Below are 18990 nucleotides of genomic sequence, written 5' to 3'. Positions count from 1 at the left end.
TTTATGCAACAAAAAAACTCCCACCCCCAAGATTATTCATCTTGAGGACGAGAGTTGTTAGCTTCGCGGTACCACCTCAGTTTGTTAATATGTCACCATATTAACCTCTTCAGGTACGGCAAAATATGCTTATACCCTATCTCTATAACGGGAGAACCCGTCGCACCATCCCTAAATAAATTAGTTCCTTGCGCAGCTCCAAGTCTTTTTTCATTAAGATGTATACCGCTCTTTCTCAGCTACCAGAGCTCTCTGTACGTATTCTTTCTTAACTACTCTTCTCTTCTATGCCTTAAATATTAGTTTTTTAATATGATAATTTATAACACTTTTATTGTCAAACTTTTCCGAATCGAAATCGTAAAATTATCTAAAAAAATTCTTTATCGCTTCTAATTGAATTTTGTGGCTACACTCATCACAACAATATGCCCCTTTTGGTTTCTCTTTAAATCGCTTATATTTTTCACTGCCTTCGTAAACACGAAATATATTCTTACAAGAAAAGCAAACAATCTCATAAAACATCATATGCATTTTCCTCTCCTTGTTTATACACTTTTTTAATCACTTGAGAAGGTCATTTTTCTACAGTATAAATTTTAATATCCTTTGACTAAAAGGTTTACCTCTATTCTTATCGAATTATATTAATATCTTATAACGCGAGGTGAACATCTTGTTCAGTAATATAGAATTAGTTTTAGATGCTAAAGCAAGTTTAGCTGAAGGACCATGTTGGAATGGAAAAAAGCAACTTTTATATTGGGTTGATATTATGGAGAGAAAATTATGCATATATACTCCTACCGCTAATACGAACCGAGTAATTGTTCTCAATCAACAAATTGGCTGTGTTGTTCCATATTTAGAGGATGTACTACTCTTAGCTATGGAAAACGGCTTTTATTCTATTAATGTAAATACAGAAAAACTGACACATATTTTTGACCCTGAACCACATTTAATAGAAAATCGTTTCAATGATGGAAAATGTGATCCAGCTGGTCGTTTCTGGGCAGGTTCTACAGATACATACGGTATGAATGCTGCAGGTTCCTTGTATTGTTTACATCATAATTTAAGTGTAGAGAAAAAAGTTTCACATGTAAATACATCAAATGGAATTGCTTGGTCACCTGATCATACATACTTTTACTTTATAGATACACCTACTAAAAAAGTGGTTCGCTATCAATATAATATACGTACTGGAGACATTCATAATCCAAGTGATGTAATCAATTTCTCTGAAAATGATGGTCTACCTGATGGTATGACAATTGACGAAGAAGGTTGTTTATGGATTGCACATTGGGGAGGTTCAAAAATAACTAGATGGAATCCCTCTACTGGAGAACAAATATTAAGCATTCCAATTCCCGCGTTATATGTAACATCATGTACATTTGGTGGGCCTAATTTAACAGATTTATATGTTACAACAGCCAGAACAAGAATGAGTGATAACGAATTAAAAGAGTATCCACATGCTGGTGGTATTTTTCGAATTCAAACAAATGTTAAAGGCTGTCCCACCTATTCATTTTGCAATAAAAATATTGGAGCTGAAACAATGTGAACCGTATCGATTACATAAGACAAGAAGAAAAGAAATATCACGACCTTTGCTATGAACAATATAAACTGTTTGAAGCTGGCTCTTGGCTTTTCAAACCAGTTAAAACGGTTATGGACTTGATGAACCACTTTGACGGACAAAACAACTTGCAAGTACTTGACCTTGGCTCTGGCGTTGGGAGAAATAGCGTTCCAATTGCAAAAAAAATAAAAAATACTAGCGGCACCGTTACATGTGTTGATTTACTTAATTCCGCTTTAACAAAGCTACAAATTTATAGCAAAGAACATGATGTATTCGAGGTTATAAAAACAGAAGAAGCAGCAATTGAAAACTATCATATTGACTCTAACGCTTATGATTATATCGTTGCAGTATCAAGTTTAGAACATGTCAGATCAGAAGAAGATTTTAAAAATGTACTCCACTCTATGAAAAGAGGTACAAAAAACGGCGGTATTAATTGTTTAATTATTAACTCTAACATACAAGAAATTGATTCAATAACGAATGAAGAATTAGAAGCTTTAATTGAAATTAATCTTTCAACCGAAGAAATGATAAGTACTTTAAAAAGCATTTATAAAGAATGGAAAGAACTAAAAGTTGAAATAAAAGAATTAGCTTATGATATTGTTCGAAATGAAAGACACATTCAATTAAAAACAAATGCTATATCGTTTGTAGTTCAGAAATAATCGTATAATAAAGATATGATTATTTCTCTCAGATTTATTTTTATTGCACGAAATTTGCAACTATAAATATTTATGAAACAAAAAATAAAAGAGCACTTGTTTCCGCAAGTGCTCTTTTGGGGATTTTGAGATACCCTATTAACGAAAGTTAAGGTTACTTAAAGTTAAAAGGTATTTATATTATATGCTTGTCCTTTTTATTTGTGCATAATCAATATATAAACATCTTTAATCATTCTTAATAACTTTTAGTTATCGTTCTTTCTTACATTTTATCATTAAGAAATTGATTGAAGGTTTATTTGCCATGTTCTTATTTGGTTCATCAATTTCCGAAACTTGTACTAATCTATATTGATTAAAATCTTTTTTTATAGATTCAGAATCATAAAAGAACATTTTTACACCTTCCATTATCTCATAATAATCTTTATCCAACTGTTTTCCTTTTCCGTACATGGGAGCTTTTTTAGAAACAGTTGTAAAAACCATATATCCGCCTGGTTTTAACTGATTATAACAATCTTCAATAAATTTCTCTCTTTCCTGTTCATTCAACAAATGAAGAAGTGCATGACTAAATATCCCATCATACAGTTTATTATCAAAAGGCATTTCGTTTACTGAACCGTGATACATACTAACATCTTCTAGTCCGTTTTCTCTTGCTAAATCGATCGCTGTTTTCGAAATTTCAATACCTGTTACATTTATACTATTTTCGATAAAAACCTTTGCATTTCTTCCATATCCAATACCCGGAACTAATATATTCTTAACGTTCTTTTCAAGAAAAAAATCTTTTGTCAAAATTGCAGATTCTGTAGGTTCAAATCCCCACATCGTTTGTTTTTCGATAAAACTTGATTCCCAAAATTCCATTATGTATCTATCTCCTTATTTTCAATCCATTTTTAGTATCACATTAAAAACTTATAAATTTTAACGCTGCGTCTACCTATGCCAAATTAGTTTTTTACCACATTCACTATAAGTCCATTGAATATAGCACAATTATAAGCCTATATCTATTATAATGATTGGTTTAAAATCCACCCTATTTTATTAATCCTTACGTTTGTAGAAAAATAAAAAAGCCAATACTTCCGTTATAGTATTGGCTTTTTCTCACGAGAAATTATCTTTTTATATTGTACCGATCTAATACTTTTTCTAACATTTCTAAAGTTATTGGTTCTGCTTCTTTTATTAATTGATAACCAATACGACCATTCGGTTCCGCTGTAACTTGCTGTAAACTCTTTACGTCATGAATCCCTTTTTCTCTTAATTGCATATATAGTTGTTGCTCCGACATTTTTGCCTGCATCAAATTCTCTTTTACAACCTCTCCGTTTTCAACAATTATAATACTACTTCCATTTAAAAATTGTTCCACCTTCCTTGATTTCAATTCAAAGAAATGAATGATAAGTAATATGCTTGCAAATATGATAGCCGCGAATATAGATGGGACTACTTTTCTACTTAATACAGGTTCTACAATAATACGGCCAATTGATACAACTATAATGATTTCAGCTCTTGTCATTTGGCTGACAGATGTACTACCTGTCATTTTCAAAACAATTATTCCAGTAAAAGTTAATATAATACTTTCCCAAATTATATTCATAATAACCCAATCCTTTAATGGTGTATTTTACTATCATTCCCATTAAAGGTGTGTTTTACTTACCTATTAAGTTGTTAAATCCTTCAGACCATGATGGAAATAAAGGTATCCAACCATACTCTTTACGTGCTTTATTATTGGAAGCTCCTCTTTCCCAACTATTTTTCCCATCTTGAACTTTAGGCTTAGGTGCCCCTATCGCTGCTGCATATATTGGTAACCATTCTTTACTAGTTGCTGGATAATTATCTACAATATTTACGATTCCTGAAGGCCAATTAAGGGATAGCATAGTAGCTCTTGCAGCATCTTCGACATGTATAAACGAGATTATCCCGTCTGATGCAATAATTTCATTATTACGAACTTGATTTGCTATTAATCCGTTTTCCGCATACCATGTTCCTGGTCCGTATAATGTGCCATAACGAAGTATTACCGATTCAGGTAATTCAGTAACAGCTTCTTCTAATTTCAATATGCCATTAACAGTGACTTGTCGAGGCATGGAAGCAGTAATATGTAGTGAATCTTTTTCAGTCGCAAATGTATCCCCTGGTTCATACGCCCATGAAATACTTTGAGCGATTATTTTCTGTACCCCTACATTTTTAGCTGCATCGACAAGGTTACGAGTGCCTTTTGTTCTAATTTTTGCATTATCCTCAAAATCCCATGAAGATAATGACGTTAATTGATGAATAACTACATCGGGATTTGTTTCTTCTAATACAGAAAATACAGCCTTTCTATTAAATACATCAGCTATTACTGGTATGGCACCAACCTTTTTCATTGCTTCTACTTGCGAAGTATTACGGATCATCGCAAAAACTGTATGCCCATTTTTTATTAACATTGGCAATAAAGAACGTCCTATTACACCCGTTGCACCTGCTACAAATATTTTCATATGTGTTCCTCCTCATTTAATAATCATAAATGTGACGAAACATTTGTAAGGTATGTGACAAATATTTTCTCATTTTTTTCGTTATTCATATGAAACATATACTTTTAATGGTTTAATTATCCCTAAACTCAATTCATCAAAGCATTGTATGAGTGAAGTATAATGTATTTCATGTTGAAAGATCTCTTCTATAAATGGTGTTTTTCCTATTTCTTCAAAAAACCAATCTGCATGCTTTTGATAATCGTATCCATCACTTGATCCAATGATTTGCAATTCTTTCTGATAAAAGTTAGCAGTTAATGTTAGTTCTTCTATATTGCCATCAGACAGTATACATATTTTACCATTAGTTTTAAGAGCTTTTTGCAAAGTATGGAACCCACTATTTGTAGCAGAACATTCGAAACCATAATCATATGTTTCTATTATTTTCTCTTCTGAATCATATATGTTTTTCGTACCAAACTTCTTTGCAAAATCTCTTCTATTTTTATTAGGCTCAACAACATCCACGTGCTCAATGCCTACATAGTATTTTAAGAAATAACAAGCGAGTAAACCAATAACTCCCATTCCAATTATAAGTACTTTTTCATCCTGTCGCGGGTTTAGTTTCAATACTCCTTTAGCGGCATCACATGAAAGAATAGATAATAAAGCAATTTTAGGTTGTATAGAACTAGGCACTCGAATTACTTTATGCGCCTTAACTATCCCTATCGTTTCATGTCCATAAAAAGAAACTACTTTATCACCTACGTTTACATGTGTTACTTGATTACCAACTTCAATCACTTCACCATAACTTTCATATCCAGTTTTTCTTGGATAAAAAGGATGCGGATCTGTAACATCGGATCCATTATACTGTGGTAACTCGGCCCCAATGCTTATCAATCCTGCGATTGTTTTAACGATAATTTCATCGTCCTGTATGTCCTTAATTTCATTTGTTTCCCACTCAAGTTGTTTAGGCCCTTTTACAATTAACTTATATTGTTCCATTTATATCCTCTCTTTTTATAAAGATGTTATAAGTAATATTGTTATCCATCTAAATTTCGACTAAATTTATTTACCTAATAGATGATAAATTACCCTTGCCCACGTTTATACCTTTAATGCTCCTGTACCTTTCTGTTCAGCGTCTAATACTTCAAGATTACTATTCTGATAACATTTTAAGAAAAGTCCTTGCCGCCCAAATGAAATACGCAAGTTGCGTCACGATATACATCGTAATTTCAAAACCTGTAAGCTTTCTTTCCCTTTTTATTTTCTTTAAATATCTATAAAAACAAAATGAACATAAGATCAGTAAAACAATAGACATTTGATATAGATTATCCACTAAAAGAACTGCCATTTATTTCATCACCTTTCCAATAGAAAGCGGGCTATAGTTCAAGCATACCATAAAAAAGGAATTAATTACCATGTAGTCCAGAGCAAATATTACCCAATTAAAACCAGTCACCTTTTTGAATTTATTCAATACAATGTTATGTAATCGACTACACACGATATAATAGGAGATTACTTTCTTTCACTGCAAATGCTTAGGAGGAAGTTGTACATGCAATTGATTCATAACATAAGAAAGGCATTTAATAACCTATGTAACTACGATACGTTCAATTTAATACACACTATTCAATCATTAAATATTTCACTTCATAAAATAGCTCCTTTTATTACTTCACCAGTTAATCTTGAATACGGAAGGAACGTTATCTATCAGTCTGAATTCGTAGAGATTTTAGTATTAAATTTCCCCAGCAAAGCAAAGACCTTTGTGCACGATCATGGAATATCTGTAGGATGTATACTAATAGTCAATGGTACGTTACAAAATATAACGTACGAAAATAATAGCGAGCGGATTGAAGAGTTTACAGAGGGAAATATTTTCACAGTAAAAAAAGATACTGTGCATAAAATGTATAATGCTACAGATTCAGCAGTAATAACTTTCCACGTATATTCCCCACCATTAAAAGATGTCCAAATATATGAATAGTCTTTAGAAGGAGGAAATATGCAAAATTTGAAAGATTACTATATAAAGAGCTTACAAGATGGTCGTAACGTTTGGCTCTATGGACAAAAAGTAGATGTAACTGCAGACAAACATTTTGCAGGAACATTAAGTACCATTTCTAATTTATTTACATTGTTTGATGATCCAATACGAAGAGATTCTGTTGGATATGTTAGTCCAAAAACGAAAGAATTTGTCCATACAGCCTTTTTAGTTCCGAATTCCTATAACGAATTATTAATGAGGAGAACCGCTTTTGAAACGTGGAGTTATGCTACAGACGGTGTAATGAGTAGACTATCTGATTACGCAAGATCGAGACTTACTGGCTGGTACGTATCAAAATATTTTTATAAAAAATTCGATGCACAGTTTCCAGATAAAATTACATCTTATTATGAAGAAGCAAGAGATAATCACTTATTCTTAAGCGTAGTTCAACGTGATCCACAAATAAATCGATCTACAGAATCAATGTTGAATACAAACGACTTAGGATTACTAAGAGTTACGAAAAAAACTTCTGATGGAATTTATTTAAGTGGTGCTAAAATGATTGGTACTGCTTCTCCTTATTCAAATGATTTATTAATCTATCCATTAGCAAAACTGACTGATACTCAAAAAGATTTAGCTCACTTTCTCATCGTGGCAGCCAATTCCCCTGGATTACATATGGTTTGTAGAGAACCATTTGCGAATACACATTCAATTACAGTTGATTCCCCTCTTAGCTCACAGTACGATGAAATGGATGCACTATTAATCTTTGATAATGTATTTGTACCATGGGAACGAGTCTTACTATATAACAACCCTGAAGCGTTATGGGCAATAAAGTCAGATGTAGCTTCTAGTAGTTTAGCTTATCACCAAGCAATTGTACGATTAGTAGTAAAGCTAGAATTTATAACTGCAATTACTTGTGAAATTGCTGAAGCGATCGGTGCTACTACTTATTTGCATGTTCAAGAGAAGCTTGGGGAATTAATTATGCAAATCGAAACAATTCGCGCACTTTTAATTGCTGCAGAAGTTGAAGGTACTACAAATGAAACGAAAACTTATTTGCCGAATTTTAAATATATTGAAACTGCAAGGAATCTTGGTTCCAAATATTATCCCCGTGCAATAGAAATTTTACAATTAATTGGAGCAGGTGGGTTCATTCAACTTCCTTCGAGCTCGAATGACTTCCAAAGTCCGATAGCTAATTTATTGAAAAAGCACTTTAAAGGAACGAATATAGATGCCGAACAACGCACAAAATTATTTAAGTTAGCCTGGGATATCATTGGAAGTCCATTAGGATCTAGACACGAATTGTATGAAAGATTTTATGCCGGAGATCCAATACGAAATACAGCTACGCAATATGTAAATTATGATAAAAATCATTTTAAAAAGATGCTAAGTAAATATTTACATTAATGAAAAAGAGCACTCTTTTCTAAGAGCGCTCTTAAAAAACATATAGTTATTCAGTTACATATATAGTTGCTCCGTCCACAACTGCTACTTTTCTCTGTAATGGTTTCATTTTATTCACCTTTAGTTTTCTTCTTACACATGATTCTTATCATATTTTCTCGTATAGACTTCCCCATTCTGAGTAACTAATTTTAATGCAATTTCACCACAAACTCCATGTGGTATTTCAAATTCACCTTGTGCATTTGAAATACTACGCATCTTACTTTCAATTGAATCTTCATAAATTTTCACATTAGTTATAGGTTCGTTATTTTAATCTACGATAATACCTCTTGAATACTTTGCAACTGCTATGCATTAATCCTCTTTTTTATAATATGTAATCACAACAATTGCACCTGCCACTATAGCGCTACATACAAACAAGAGAATGATTTTGCGCCTCACAACGAACCTCCTAATTCAAATTATTCTTTTCTAAACTGAAAATTAAACTGTCTTAATTGCTTGATTTCCTCAATTACTTTACGAATACCTTCTTCAATCTTATCTTCTTTTACATTCGAAACATTTAACTTTAACAGTTTTTCTTTAGGAAAATTCCTCATATAATTCTTATCAATAGTATCGACACTTATTTGCCTGTCACCTAATTTTTGTATAAGTGTTTCTGTAACTGTGTTTTTCTGCATTTCTAAACAAGTGTGTATTCCAAATGTGTTTTGTCTATTATATGTAAATAATGATGGATCTTCATTTTGCACTTTTTCTAATGTTTCTGCTAGTTTTATTGATCTATTATAGTAGGAAGAATTAATTTTACTTTTATGACGTTCAAACATACCGCTCTTTATATAAATTTCTAAAGCCGCTTGAGAAATCATCGGACTATCAATATCTAGTATCTTTTTGTATGTATAGAACGCATTTGCAATGGATGGTGGAATGACCGCAACTCCAACCCGTAAACCTGGAAAAATAATCTTCGAATAACTTTTCAAATATATGACATGACTACAATTATCCAAGCTATATAATGGATCTGCTTTTGAATCAGTTTCTAAATCTGCTAAATAATCATCTTCCACTATAAATACATTGTATCTCTTAGCCAATAGTGTGATTTTTTCTTTCTCATCTTTAGAATAAGACGTTCCAAGCGGATGATGATATCTCGGTATCGTATAGAAGAATTTTATTTTTCCGGTTTGAAATATTTGCTCCAATTCATTCAAATCGATACCTTCATTCGTACGTTTAATACCGATTACAGGAACTTTATTTATTTCTAGATAATCAATATATAGATGATATGTTGGTTGTTCAATTAATACAGTTTCATTTCCATTCGGAAATGGTATAGAAGTTAATATAGCAAGTGCCTGCTGAACACCTGATGTTATAAAAATATTTTCTTCTTTTGTAAAGACTTGATAATTTGCTAGTTGTTTTTGAATAACTGGTATTAAAGATGGTAAGCCTTTCGGCGTTCCATATACAAACAAATCATTTTTATACGTATCAATAGCCTTATTAATACAATGTTGAAAATCTAAATACGGAAAAACATCTGGATCTGGTGCTGAGGAGGCAAAATCAATTATCTCGTTATTTTCTATAGTACTCTCTGATTTTTTAACAACGTAGTATCCACTTTGAGGGACAGAATATATAATGTGACGCTTTTCTAATTCATGAAGCGCACGTATAACTGTTGCCTTATTACATTCATATTGCGTAACGAGTGACCGTATAGACGGTAATTTCTTTCCTTCTCTTATTTCTCCATTTTGAATCATATTTTCTATGTCGTTTAAAATATGTAAATACTTATACATCTTACACCTCCTTCAGTAATTCTATATTTAATTATATCGATTTTTCATTCATATAGCATTCATTCCTCAATTAGTTAATTTTCCGATCATCTATATCGTAAATCCCAATAGCATATGAATCATTTTCAATCCATTTCTTTACTGCTTCTGTTTTAAGTACAACTTCAACTTCTTTTTCTATTTTCTGTCCAAGTTCTCTCGCCCCTACTTCATCATCGCTAATCTTAGTTTTTATATCAATGGTAACAGGTTGATTCTTTTTATAATTTATTTGCTGAATACCAAACCCTTCATATCCATTTTTTCTGAATACGTCATCAAATATATGTCCAAAAACTTGATTCCATCTACTCTCTGCCTTTACAACTTCTCTATTTCTTTGAGTTATATTGATTTTATAAGACGTTACACCTTGTATCACCAATCTTTTATTAATATCATTTTTTATTTCGTTACTATCTTCGCTATCAGCAATCTCTAAATCTAATATTCTTTCTTTTTCATCTCTTATAGCAGCACTAAAAAAAGATTCCTCCTTTACCGCTGCTGTGGCAATATCCATCACTATAGAATCTTCACTTTTAGCATCTTCAATGTCATTCTCACAGGCACATAATAAAGCAAGTGGAAATAAAAATACAAGTAACTTCTTTCCCTTTCTCATGCAGCACCCCTCCATATATTTTCATTTACGATAAACTTTTTACTTTGACATATAAATACCTTCTTTAATTATTAAATTTAACATTATTTCACATTTACCCCACTTAACAAGGGAATTACAATTAATAAATAGAATATCTCTATGAATAAATAAAAAGTGAGGGATATATAATGCAACATGTAAATACGATTGATATTAGTAATGTACTACAATTGGAAAAAACTCTTTCGACTTTATTAAATAAAATGATTTCTTCAAAACTAGACCTTGAAAATTGGTTAAAAGAGCAGTCAAAAGTAATTTGGGACATCGAAGAACAATTAAGATCACATTACATCGCCTTTCAATGTAATACGGATGATGAAGAAATAAAGGATACTTTTGAACATGATCAACAATTTGTAAAGCCACTTTTAAAGCGGTACCAAAATTTATTGGATAATAAATATTTAGAGTCACCTTTTCGAATGGAATTAGATTCTAACGTATATGGTTTATTAGATACAAAAATAAAAAATGCTCAAAAGTTATTTTGTGAGGAAAATATCGAATTAGAAATAAAGGAAGACAAATTAGTCACAGAGTACTTTGAAATCACTGGAGGATTAAGTGGAATTTGGGACGGAGAAGAAAAAACGATAACAGAATTACAATCCTATTTACAAGATTCGAATCGTGACACCCGTAAAAAGGCAAAAACCATTATTTCTGAACAATTTTTATCTGTTGAAAAAGAACTCCAAAACATATTAAATCAATTAATTGAAATTCGCCATCAAAAAGCAAAAAATATTCAACTAGAGAATTATCGCGATTATATGTTCAAAAAATACGAGCGTTTTGATTATTCAGCGATAGATTGCTATGAACTAGCTGAATCCATACGTAAGTATGTTGTGCCTCTTAAAGATAAAATATTGCTAGAGAAAAAAGATAAACTGCAATTGGATACACTTCGCCCGTGGGATGTATCAGCTGTAACTCCAGATCAAAAAGTACTTAAACCTATTGCAAATGAAAATGATTTAATTGAAAAGAGCACTCATATCTTTAATAAACTAGATGTTGAATTTTCAGCACTTTTAACCCGAATGTATAAACACAATTGTCTTGATTTAACAAGCCGCAAAGGAAAAGCAGCTGGTGGCTTTTGTGAGTACTTACCAGCTTCACAATTATCTTATATTTTTATGAACTTAAATTATACACAAGATGATATTGTCACTTTTATACATGAAATGGGTCATAGTATTCATAACGAACTCATAAAACCATTAAAATTACGACAGTATATAGAAATTCCAGCTGAAACAGCTGAGCTAGCCAGTATGACAATGGAGTTATTCTCGCTTAATTATTGGGATACCTTCTATACAGACAAAAAAGATTTAAAACAAGCAAAAATTAACTTCTTTAAAGATGTTATTTCATATTTACCTATTATGCTTATTGTCGATCAATTTCAACACTGGCTGTATGAAAATCCAAGTCATACTTCTGAAGAAAGAAATGAAAAATACTTACAACTTCAAAAACATTATCAGTCTAGCGTCATACATATTGATGGCTACGAAAACTGGATAGCAACGAGTTGGCTACCTGTACTCCATATTTTTGAAGTACCATTTTATTATATTGAATATGCGATCGCCCAACTTGGTGCATTACAAATGTATAAACAATATAAAGAGGATCCTAAGCAAGCGCTAGAAAATTATAAAAAGGCATTATCACTAGGAAGCTCGCAATCTATAAAAGAAGTGTATGATGCAGCCGGTATTCGTTTTGATTTTTCTGGTGAAACAATTAAAGAACTAATGCTATTTGTAGAAAAAGAATTAGAATTACTTGAGCAATTATAAGAAGAAAGCTGCACCTATATTTTTGGTGTAGCTTTCTTCTTTATTTTATTAATCAGCTCTATGTACTGAGTATCTCCATATCCGATTGTTGGAAAAAGATAAAACAACTTTATTAATAATTCACGAGTTGATAAATCTTTATTTTTAGAGATGAATTTCATTACTGCATTATCTTCTGTTAACATTTCTAAAAATAAGTCTATAGCCTGATACATTACAGGTGGTACCTTATGAGAGGTCTTTTTATGGTTTACTAATACTTCATTGTATATAGAAGAATACTTCCCCAATTCAAGTTCAATTTGATTTACTTTAAATTCATCCTCTCTAAAGCTATTTAAGTATACCTTCCCTTCATAAACAGACTGTTCAAGGTGAGAAAGTATGGTAAGTAGGTTCATTTGACAAAACATATCTTCACCAAACCATAAAACAATACATTTATAATTTTTCGTAAAAAGTTTTTCTAACGGATCTATAACCTTTTTTGTATAACTTTCTACGGAACTGTTATGTCCTTCCGCTCTTGTTTTAATAAAATCCTCATCAAAAACTTGTGTAGTAGCAGGGTTCACACACATTGCCTCATTAAATGGTGCATAATCAGAATCACCCATTAGCTTTTTATTTTTAAATTCTTCATACATAACTTGACCATTTAATATGTTAAGTACCTCTTTATCAAATAGCTCACTCTTCCTATTTCGTAACTGTTCAAACTCTATTTTTCTAGAAATATTCATTTTAAACGCCCCTTCTTTATTTAAATTTAGTTTAACAAATGATTGGATAGGCATTTTGTTAAGTTGATATTCTCTTGGATTCATTCCAAAAACATTTTTACATATTCGATTTAGCCGTTCCTATTTATAGTGCGATAGAATATTCATTTGCTGGAAATGGGAATATCGTTGACTATGAGTATTCTATTACAAAAGCACTATTTGAAGGCTACCAAGAGGAAAATGAGCTACCAAAAGAGATGAAAGACAAGTTTCCGTTATTTATTAAATTAAAGGAGATTTTTGAATATAGCTTAATGCATATGTATTGGGATAAAGAAGAATTAACGGAGGAACAAGTACGGATTATGAACCTTTATAGGATGAAGATCGAAAATAAGAATACCTATATCAATATTTAAGAATGCCGTTGTTTAACTGCAAGGAAACTTTGGTTAAACAACAGCATTTATTAATTAGCTGACAACCTTTTTTATGACTTATAAATACTGATTCAATAATCTTCTCAAATACACTTCATTTTGCGGTGATACTTTTTCAGAAAATCTAGCTGCAATAATTATAGGAGCCCATTGAAAAACTTCATCTCTTGATAAGCCGGTACGACTGCAATATATATGTAAATACATCTCAGCTAATTCTACCGAAGATTGTGAGTACAACAAATATGTTCGAAATACATCTGCGCGAATATCACCTGAACTAGCATCTACCCAATCTATAACTTTCACTTTCTCTTCCTTACTCAAAATCAAATTAAATGGATGAAAATCTCCATGACATAGCCTAAAATCAAATGTAATAAAATCTAATTTTTGTAATATATCCTTCTTTTTGCGTTCATCCAATTTATGCACAGATTTAATTTGACGCTCTAACCTTTCCCTCATTAACTCCATTTCATCTGTATTTACATGTATAGCATGGATCTTTTTTTGCTCATTAACACAAAGGCTGATATAACGCTCTGCCTCATTTAAATTATTAAGCAGAAGATCACCAATGTTGTCCCCTTTTACATGTTCCATAATAATTGCCTGTCTATTTTGTATCTTTTTCACTTCAAATACGTTTGGAACTGGCAACCCACATGAATACGCATATTTTTGTTTTTTTGCTTCATTCATAGACTCTGTATCTGGGAGGTAATCTTTAAATAATTTTACAACCTTATCATCAGTTAAATAAATTTCTGCAGTATTCCCTTTTGCAATTGGATTACCTAGATTCATTTCTCTCCTTAAAATAAATTTGAATAACGCTTAATCCTTTTCTTTGCATTCACTCTAATCATAACGAAAACCTTCTTCACGAAGATATAAAAAACTTACCACTTTCTATCCTTAAATAGAAAGTGGTAAGTTTAGTTCTTTAGGAATATTGGAATGAAACTCTGGTGTATACACAATAGAAAATGAATATCCCTGCTCAATAAATGATACTTCATTATTTTTACATTCAAAGGGAACATTATTTATCTTAAAGTTATTATGGATTCGCTGTAAAAATGCGACGTCTGGTGTTCCGAAAGAAACGTGTACTTTCGGTGATAGAGCTTTCATCGCGATTGGAATCCAAGGTCGCTGCCACCAAGTCGCGACGATATATGCAGTGCCACCTATAACAAAGTTAAAAATATCCCCATCTTCCATCGTTTTCATATTTAGATTTGATTTTAACCATTCCGTAAAAACAGGTACACTCTTAACGGGAAGACCGATTTCCCTTACGTATAAAATGTTTAAAGGTGAATATGGTACTAATACATCTTCTTTAACATAACTATGCGCAATAATTTCGAGTAGATTTCCATCTCCGTCTTTAAAGTATAAATTGAATAGACCATTCTCTTCACCAATTACATTTCCATTTTGCCATTTCACAATGAGTAATCCAGAGTCGTTTAACCACCTTGCTGTTTCATGGAATTTTGAATATGGGATTTCAAAAGCAAAATGTGCAGGTGCGATTGGTTCATACACTTCTTGAAAACTAATTTTTGTATAAGGTGTTACTTCAAATTGAATGAAGGATTCTGTTTCTTTTTTTATTGGAAAAGATAATATGTCCTTATAAACTTGTTTTACCCCTTCTATGGAAACCGTTTGTAGTTTTATATCTGATATATGTGTAATCACTTTACATTCCCCCTCATTTCTTATTATCTATTCGTATTGTATTACAATTATAAATAGATAAAATCAAACGGAAGGATGGATTTTTCATATAGAAACTACAACTTTAGTATGAATATGTTAGCTCCAATTATTTTTTATTTCCGCTATAACAATTTCTGGTTTATCCCAGTGCAACATGTGTGTAGTATCAGGAATTACTTTTACTATACTGTCCGTTTTCTCTTTAAAAATATTTACTGTCTTATCTCTATAATCCGCCCAAACTTGTGGGACTGTAGCTCGAAGTAATACAATATTAGCCGGTAGCTTCTCATATATATCTATTGTTTCATCTTTATGCATACCTCTTATTATATTACTAGCTGTATTTCCCCTGGCATGCCACCATACTTTATTATCCATTTCGATCCCTAGATCCTTTACAGCAACTTCTAACAATGAAGACCACCTAGTATAAGCTTCTTTTTCACTTTTGAAAAATTTGTCCCAATTATTAAAAACGTATTCATCAAAGTCCTTTTCATAATAAGCAATTTCTTCTTCCAACGTTTCTTCTCGAAGCCTTTTTGTTTGATATCCACCATCAATAAGAATACTTCCTTGTACTTTTTCTGGATGATTTAACAAATAAAATAACGCTACAAAACTTCCCCATGAATGTGATAGAAAATAGAAGTATTTGATTCTCAATTCATTTATTATTTCATTTAACCAATTTGCTAAATTGTGCATCTCATAATCTTCTGTTCTTTCAAATGGGGGTGTTTTACCATGTCCAGGTGCATCAACGGAGATAAATCTATACTCTTCTTTTAATTCCTCAGCAATTTCTATAAAACTTAAACTCGTACTACCTAATCCATGTAAACAAAAGATAACGGGCTTCTCATTATTCCCCCATTCAGTAATATGTACATTTATTTTTTCATTGCTAATATAGTAACGTTTCAAAACATTTATCCTCCATATTTTGATTTTTTAATTTACACTTTATTTATTTCTATTATTTTCAAGTATTTCCTGTATTCTTTTCCACACAAAAAGCTGCTTTTCTTTAAATGAAAAGCAGCTTTTACACTAAAATACATTATAATTTAACAGCAATAATCATAAATCTTTTTGAATTAGTACGAATCCCTTTTTCAGAACTATACGTATCAATGAACTTTTGTAAAATAGTAAAATCCTCTTCCTGTTCTCCGAATCTAGGAATAATAGGGGTATGTTTTAATAAGAAAATGAGATCTTCAGACCTACTGTAATAATCAGTAACATCATATTCACGTACTTGCACGAGATCAAATCCTGCACTAATAAGTTCATTCATATAATTTTCTTTTAAAGTACCATCCCGTTCACCTAAGCATTGTCCTCTACCAAATGCTTCTTTCAGGTTTAATTTATCATGCTCACTTACTTGTTGTGTTAAGAAAAAGGCACCCTTTTTCATTACTTTCGCTAACTCAGATGCCAGAAACGGGGCATGACAACTTGAAGCAATATCAAAATGTGCATGTGGAAATGTTAAAGCTTCAGAACCCATTTGAAGAAACTCAACATTTTGTACACCTGATTTTTTCAAGTTAGAATGTGCCGTTGCAATCATGCCGTTAGAATTATCAATTCCAATCAACAATTTAGCTGATGATGCTATGTTAAGTACATTTTCTCCTCCGCCTGTACCAACATCAAGTAAAATATGTGATGGTTTACACCTTTCTTTTACCTCACTATAAAAGTCCCATGTATCTCCTACAGTTTCACATTTTATTTTGCTAAAATCCCATCCATTTAATCTTCCTACTTTATCATAGAAGCTTTTATACTCTAATTCGTTCATCTTATTACTTCCCCTTTGTAAAAATAAATTAAATATGTATAATAACCTACGACACTCTTTAATTATATATTATAAAATACAAATTATTAAAACAACATTTCCCTTCACACTACAATAAGTTTACATAACATTTTTATGGTTTATCTTTATCTATATATTCTAAATGCCCTCTTCCCCAACTACACATACTATCCAAAACAGTACTGACTGTTTTTCCATGTTCAGTTAAGCTATATTCTACTTTAGGTGGTATTTCTTGATAAATTTCGCGTTTTATTAGTTGATCTTGCTCTAATTCACGTAATTGCTTCGCTAACGTCCCTTGAGATATATCTGGTATCAATCGCTTTAATTCACCAAAACGTTTCATTCCATCTGTTAGCAAAATAAACAAAATGAGTGACTTCCATTTCCCACCGATTATTTGTAATGTTGCTATTACCCCTTTTAACTTCGTTTCTTGTAAATCCATTTTTCTCACCTCTCCTCAGATATCATAAAGTGAAACTTTAATCAGTGGGGGTTTTGTTCATCCCACACTGATTATTAGTTGAACCAATCGGGCTTTTACGGGCAATTGATCTCTTACCTAACTTCCTTGCATTTTCCTAACTTTGAGGTGATAGTTTTACTGCCCGTTAATGCGGGATAAACCATATTTAGAAATTTTTCCTATTACTTATCCGCATGTATAGCGATTAGTACGAAATTTGCGACTATGTACATATAAAGTGCGTACTTTTCACTTGCTCCCTTTTAGCGAATAATAAAAGCATAGCACAGTTAGTTATATTCTAAATTTTTTATTAAAGGAGTGGCTAAAATATGTCTATTACTACATTAAAAAATAGCCGTATTGTTATCATTGGCGGGAGTTCTGGTATTGGATTAGCAACAGCAACACAAGCAATTAAACAAGGCGCACATGTTATTATTGCCGGACGCTCGGAAGAAAAATTAAAAGTTGCTCGAGAAGTAATAAATAACAATCATCTTCAAACTTATATATTGGATAATCAAAATAAAGAGCAATTACAAAATTTTTTCAAGATAGTTGGGAACTTTGATCATTTATTCACACCGGGAGCCTCTTACACACTTGGACCGATTACCTCTACAGAGGAAATTGCTGAAAGTAGCTTCATCGGAAAGTTTTGGCCTCAATATTATGCCGTAAAATATGCAATTCCTTTTCTTTCAAACTCTGGATCGATTGTGTTAATGTCTGGTGCATTTAGTCAAAGACCACTTAAAGGCGCTCCTGCTTATGGAGCTTGCAATGGTGCTATTGAAAGTTTAGGGAAGGCTTTAGCTGTGGAATTAGCTCCTATTAGAGTTAATGTGGTTTCTCCTGGAACAATACAAAGAGAAAATGAACAAAATGAAAATAGACTAGTTGCTTACGAAGCTTATAAATCTCTTTCACTTGTACAACGAGCTGGATTTAATGATGAAATTGCACATACTGTCCTATATTTAATGCAAAATAGTTTTACTACGGGTAATGTATTATTTCCTGATGGAGGGTACACATACCATTAAATTATTTAAGAGAAAAGCCCCTTATTCCGGTGGATTTTGTTGCTAATGTAAACATT

21 protein-coding genes, 1 pseudogene and 1 other annotated feature are annotated in these 18990 nt (G+C 31.8%); of the genes and pseudogenes, 7 read left to right on the top strand and 15 right to left on the bottom strand.

Annotated features, from left to right (window positions below):
- Positions 1-40 precede the first annotated feature (40 nt).
- Positions 41-297 (bottom strand) — a binding site (T-box leader).
- A gap of 69 nt (positions 298-366) precedes the next feature.
- The gene (locus ACTL4X_RS12520; RefSeq protein ID WP_000551042.1) at positions 367-537 is read right to left on the bottom strand and encodes a DUF2197 domain-containing protein; all 171 of its coding nucleotides are present in this window, start codon (positions 535-537) and stop codon (positions 367-369) included.
- 142 nt (positions 538-679) lie between these two features.
- On the opposite strand from ACTL4X_RS12520, the gene ACTL4X_RS12515 reads away from it, so the two are divergent.
- Together ACTL4X_RS12515 and ACTL4X_RS12510 are read left to right on the top strand one after the other, a co-directional pair.
- The gene (locus ACTL4X_RS12515) at positions 680-1582 is read left to right on the top strand and encodes an SMP-30/gluconolactonase/LRE family protein (protein ID WP_144560660.1); all 903 of its coding nucleotides are present in this window, start codon (positions 680-682) and stop codon (positions 1580-1582) included.
- On the top strand, positions 1579-2280 hold the full coding sequence (locus ACTL4X_RS12510; protein ID WP_144560659.1) for a class I SAM-dependent methyltransferase: 702 nt from the start codon (positions 1579-1581) through the stop codon (positions 2278-2280). The genes ACTL4X_RS12515 and ACTL4X_RS12510 overlap by 4 nt, the downstream gene beginning before the upstream one ends.
- 252 nt (positions 2281-2532) lie before the next feature.
- On the opposite strand, the gene ACTL4X_RS12505 is transcribed toward ACTL4X_RS12510, so the two are convergent.
- From ACTL4X_RS12505 to ACTL4X_RS12485, 5 genes are all read right to left on the bottom strand, one after another.
- Positions 2533-3162, bottom strand: a complete 630-nt coding sequence (locus ACTL4X_RS12505) for a class I SAM-dependent methyltransferase (protein WP_086403823.1) — start codon at positions 3160-3162, stop codon at positions 2533-2535.
- 256 nt (positions 3163-3418) lie between these two features.
- Positions 3419-3916 (bottom strand): DUF421 domain-containing protein, encoded by a 498-nt coding sequence (locus ACTL4X_RS12500; RefSeq protein ID WP_144560658.1) that lies wholly within the window; start codon positions 3914-3916, stop codon positions 3419-3421.
- 55 nt (positions 3917-3971) lie between these two features.
- Entirely contained in the window at positions 3972-4829 is an 858-nt protein-coding gene (locus tag ACTL4X_RS12495; RefSeq protein WP_000689433.1) for an NAD-dependent epimerase/dehydratase family protein, read from the bottom strand.
- Between the two features lie 81 nt (positions 4830-4910).
- The gene (locus ACTL4X_RS12490) at positions 4911-5837 is read right to left on the bottom strand and encodes a zinc-dependent alcohol dehydrogenase (protein ID WP_000438846.1); all 927 of its coding nucleotides are present in this window, start codon (positions 5835-5837) and stop codon (positions 4911-4913) included.
- Positions 5838-5997: 160 nt separating this feature from the next.
- Positions 5998-6198, bottom strand: coding sequence for a hypothetical protein (locus ACTL4X_RS12485; protein ID WP_144560657.1), 201 nt, complete (start codon positions 6196-6198; stop codon positions 5998-6000).
- Between the two features lie 210 nt (positions 6199-6408).
- On the opposite strand from ACTL4X_RS12485, the gene ACTL4X_RS12480 reads away from it, so the two are divergent.
- Together ACTL4X_RS12480 and ACTL4X_RS12475 are read left to right on the top strand one after the other, a co-directional pair.
- Positions 6409-6852, top strand: a complete 444-nt coding sequence (locus ACTL4X_RS12480) for a cysteine dioxygenase (RefSeq protein ID WP_001176009.1) — start codon at positions 6409-6411, stop codon at positions 6850-6852.
- 18 nt (positions 6853-6870) lie between these two features.
- On the top strand, positions 6871-8304 hold the full coding sequence (locus ACTL4X_RS12475; protein WP_234574452.1) for a 4-hydroxyphenylacetate 3-hydroxylase family protein: 1434 nt from the start codon (positions 6871-6873) through the stop codon (positions 8302-8304).
- 132 nt (positions 8305-8436) lie between these two features.
- Here ACTL4X_RS12475 and ACTL4X_RS12470 read toward each other — a convergent pair.
- The 3 genes and pseudogenes from ACTL4X_RS12470 to ACTL4X_RS12460 form a co-directional block, all read right to left on the bottom strand.
- Positions 8437-8661: pseudogene (locus ACTL4X_RS12470) on the bottom strand (hypothetical protein).
- A gap of 113 nt (positions 8662-8774) precedes the next feature.
- Positions 8775-10145: an aminotransferase-like domain-containing protein gene (locus ACTL4X_RS12465; protein WP_000280124.1), complete on the bottom strand. Its 1371-nt coding sequence runs from the start codon at positions 10143-10145 to the stop codon at positions 8775-8777.
- 70 nt (positions 10146-10215) lie between these two features.
- A complete protein-coding gene (locus tag ACTL4X_RS12460; RefSeq protein WP_001225383.1) occupies positions 10216-10809 on the bottom strand; it encodes a DUF4030 domain-containing protein in 594 nt (197 codons plus the stop codon).
- 170 nt (positions 10810-10979) lie between these two features.
- On the opposite strand from ACTL4X_RS12460, the gene ACTL4X_RS12455 reads away from it, so the two are divergent.
- A complete protein-coding gene (locus ACTL4X_RS12455; protein ID WP_001164954.1) occupies positions 10980-12671 on the top strand; it encodes a M3 family oligoendopeptidase in 1692 nt (563 codons plus the stop codon).
- A gap of 14 nt (positions 12672-12685) precedes the next feature.
- Here ACTL4X_RS12455 and ACTL4X_RS12450 read toward each other — a convergent pair whose 3' ends face one another.
- The gene (locus tag ACTL4X_RS12450; protein WP_001069557.1) at positions 12686-13498 is read right to left on the bottom strand and encodes a hypothetical protein; all 813 of its coding nucleotides are present in this window, start codon (positions 13496-13498) and stop codon (positions 12686-12688) included.
- Between ACTL4X_RS12450 and ACTL4X_RS12445 the strand changes: the two genes are divergently transcribed.
- Positions 13489-13815: a hypothetical protein gene (locus ACTL4X_RS12445; RefSeq protein ID WP_002006075.1), complete on the top strand. Its 327-nt coding sequence runs from the start codon at positions 13489-13491 to the stop codon at positions 13813-13815. The genes ACTL4X_RS12450 and ACTL4X_RS12445 overlap by 10 nt on opposite strands.
- 78 nt (positions 13816-13893) lie before the next feature.
- Here ACTL4X_RS12445 and ACTL4X_RS12440 read toward each other — a convergent pair whose 3' ends face one another.
- From ACTL4X_RS12440 to ACTL4X_RS12420, 5 genes are all read right to left on the bottom strand, one after another.
- Entirely contained in the window at positions 13894-14646 is a 753-nt protein-coding gene (locus ACTL4X_RS12440) for an aminoglycoside phosphotransferase family protein (protein ID WP_001048503.1), read from the bottom strand.
- 111 nt (positions 14647-14757) lie between these two features.
- Positions 14758-15552 carry a VOC family protein gene (locus ACTL4X_RS12435; protein ID WP_000627942.1) on the bottom strand — a complete coding sequence of 265 codons (795 nt, stop codon included), beginning with the start codon at positions 15550-15552 and terminating at the stop codon, positions 14758-14760.
- Between the two features lie 117 nt (positions 15553-15669).
- On the bottom strand, positions 15670-16503 hold the full coding sequence (locus ACTL4X_RS12430) for an alpha/beta fold hydrolase (protein WP_000833456.1): 834 nt from the start codon (positions 16501-16503) through the stop codon (positions 15670-15672).
- A gap of 136 nt (positions 16504-16639) precedes the next feature.
- A complete protein-coding gene (locus ACTL4X_RS12425) occupies positions 16640-17392 on the bottom strand; it encodes a class I SAM-dependent methyltransferase (protein WP_001003869.1) in 753 nt (250 codons plus the stop codon).
- A gap of 133 nt (positions 17393-17525) precedes the next feature.
- Complete coding sequence (locus ACTL4X_RS12420; protein ID WP_000365541.1) at positions 17526-17864, bottom strand: winged helix-turn-helix transcriptional regulator; 339 nt, start codon at positions 17862-17864, stop codon at positions 17526-17528.
- 353 nt (positions 17865-18217) lie between these two features.
- Here ACTL4X_RS12420 and ACTL4X_RS12415 point away from each other — a divergent pair, with 353 nt between their 5' ends.
- Complete coding sequence (locus ACTL4X_RS12415; protein WP_000029108.1) at positions 18218-18934, top strand: SDR family oxidoreductase; 717 nt, start codon at positions 18218-18220, stop codon at positions 18932-18934.
- Positions 18935-18990: the final 56 nt, after the last annotated feature.

The organism is Bacillus sp. RE35 (assembly GCF_052146655.1).
GTDB classification, from domain to species: Bacteria; Bacillota; Bacilli; order Bacillales; family Bacillaceae_G; genus Bacillus_A; species Bacillus_A cereus.
Note: the sequence above shows the minus strand (reverse complement) of the source record. Positions and strands in the feature narration are given on the sequence as shown.

Excerpts from the sequence above, each read along its gene's own strand:
- ACTL4X_RS12520 (WP_000551042.1), bottom strand. The coding sequence starts at position 537 with ATGCATATGATGTTTTATGAGATTGTTTGCTTTTCTTGTAAGAATATA.
- ACTL4X_RS12505 (WP_086403823.1), bottom strand. The coding sequence starts at position 3,162 with ATGGAATTTTGGGAATCAAGTTTTATCGAAAAACAAACGATGTGGGGA.
- ACTL4X_RS12500 (WP_144560658.1), bottom strand. The coding sequence starts at position 3,916 with ATGAATATAATTTGGGAAAGTATTATATTAACTTTTACTGGAATAATT.
- ACTL4X_RS12495 (WP_000689433.1), bottom strand. The coding sequence starts at position 4,829 with ATGAAAATATTTGTAGCAGGTGCAACGGGTGTAATAGGACGTTCTTTA.
- ACTL4X_RS12490 (WP_000438846.1), bottom strand. The coding sequence starts at position 5,837 with ATGGAACAATATAAGTTAATTGTAAAAGGGCCTAAACAACTTGAGTGG.
- ACTL4X_RS12485 (WP_144560657.1), bottom strand. The coding sequence starts at position 6,198 with ATGGCAGTTCTTTTAGTGGATAATCTATATCAAATGTCTATTGTTTTA.
- ACTL4X_RS12480 (WP_001176009.1), top strand. The coding sequence starts at position 6,409 with ATGCAATTGATTCATAACATAAGAAAGGCATTTAATAACCTATGTAAC.
- ACTL4X_RS12475 (WP_234574452.1), top strand. The coding sequence starts at position 6,871 with ATGCAAAATTTGAAAGATTACTATATAAAGAGCTTACAAGATGGTCGT.
- ACTL4X_RS12465 (WP_000280124.1), bottom strand. The coding sequence starts at position 10,145 with ATGTATAAGTATTTACATATTTTAAACGACATAGAAAATATGATTCAA.
- ACTL4X_RS12460 (WP_001225383.1), bottom strand. The coding sequence starts at position 10,809 with ATGAGAAAGGGAAAGAAGTTACTTGTATTTTTATTTCCACTTGCTTTA.
- ACTL4X_RS12455 (WP_001164954.1), top strand. The coding sequence starts at position 10,980 with ATGCAACATGTAAATACGATTGATATTAGTAATGTACTACAATTGGAA.
- ACTL4X_RS12450 (WP_001069557.1), bottom strand. The coding sequence starts at position 13,498 with ATGAATCCAAGAGAATATCAACTTAACAAAATGCCTATCCAATCATTT.
- ACTL4X_RS12440 (WP_001048503.1), bottom strand. The coding sequence starts at position 14,646 with ATGAATCTAGGTAATCCAATTGCAAAAGGGAATACTGCAGAAATTTAT.
- ACTL4X_RS12425 (WP_001003869.1), bottom strand. The coding sequence starts at position 17,392 with ATGAACGAATTAGAGTATAAAAGCTTCTATGATAAAGTAGGAAGATTA.
- ACTL4X_RS12420 (WP_000365541.1), bottom strand. The coding sequence starts at position 17,864 with ATGGATTTACAAGAAACGAAGTTAAAAGGGGTAATAGCAACATTACAA.
- ACTL4X_RS12415 (WP_000029108.1), top strand. The coding sequence starts at position 18,218 with ATGTCTATTACTACATTAAAAAATAGCCGTATTGTTATCATTGGCGGG.